The sequence below is a fragment of the uncultured Sunxiuqinia sp. genome, assembly GCF_947495665.1.
Classification (GTDB): domain Bacteria; phylum Bacteroidota; class Bacteroidia; order Bacteroidales; family Prolixibacteraceae; genus Sunxiuqinia; species Sunxiuqinia rutila.
The window spans coordinates 1-807 of sequence record NZ_CANLZV010000040.1; the positions used below are offsets into that span (position 1 = coordinate 1).

Annotated in this window: 1 protein-coding gene; it reads right to left on the reverse strand. The window is 47.3% G+C overall.

Annotation, left to right across the window (positions count from 1 at the left end):
- On the reverse strand, positions 1-692 hold a 692-nt coding region (locus tag Q1A18_RS18950; protein ID WP_299584708.1), incomplete at its 3' end, for a tyrosine-type recombinase/integrase.
- Between the last annotated feature and the right edge of the window lie 115 nt (positions 693-807).

An 807-nucleotide genomic window follows, 5' to 3' on the forward strand; every position in this document is an offset into this window, starting at 1 on the left:
TTTACACCCCGTTCGAGCATGTGCGTGGCAAAGGAGTGGCGCAGTATATGCGGCGAGACATTCTTTTTGATACCCGCCCGGGCAGCATTCCCTTTTATAATCCAGGTTAGACTGCTGGCCGAATACGCTTTACCCGGAACATAACCTTCAAATAAATAAACCCTTGGACGGTAAGCCCGAAAGTATGCTTCGAGCATCTGCAACACCGTTGCTGGCAGCGGAATTTCGCGTTGTTTGTTACCTTTACCCGTAACCCGGATGACCCCGCGTTGACGATCAATACACCGGGGACGCATGGTCAATAACTCATTGCGCCGAAGCCCTGTGGCATAGGCCAGGTTCAGTAAAACACGGTGCTTGCTGTTGCGCGGTGAGTTACATAAACGGATGGCTTCATCTTCCGAAAGGACCTGGGGAAGTTTCTTTTCACGCCGGGGACGTTTGATTTGTATCAAACGGTATTCCCGCCCCAAAACATCCTGCTGAAGAATTTTCCAGGCGCTAATGTTTTGGTTTATTCGGCTAACCGAACAATGTTCTTTGACAATTAAATGATGGAGATAGTCTTTAAACTGAGTGGTACTAATTCGACCGGGAGGCAGATTAAAAAATTGGGATAATTGACCGATGCTGCACAGGTAAGAAGTAATGGTTCGTTCACTGTAGTGGCGGATGAGCATATGTTGCTCCATCAACGCACGAATGCTTTTTTTTCCATAATCATTGAGCTTAAATATGAGTACTCAAGTTAAGCCCATTTCCTGCACAATCAAAGCCCAGCCCGCATCGCGGGGTTTAGTTCAACAC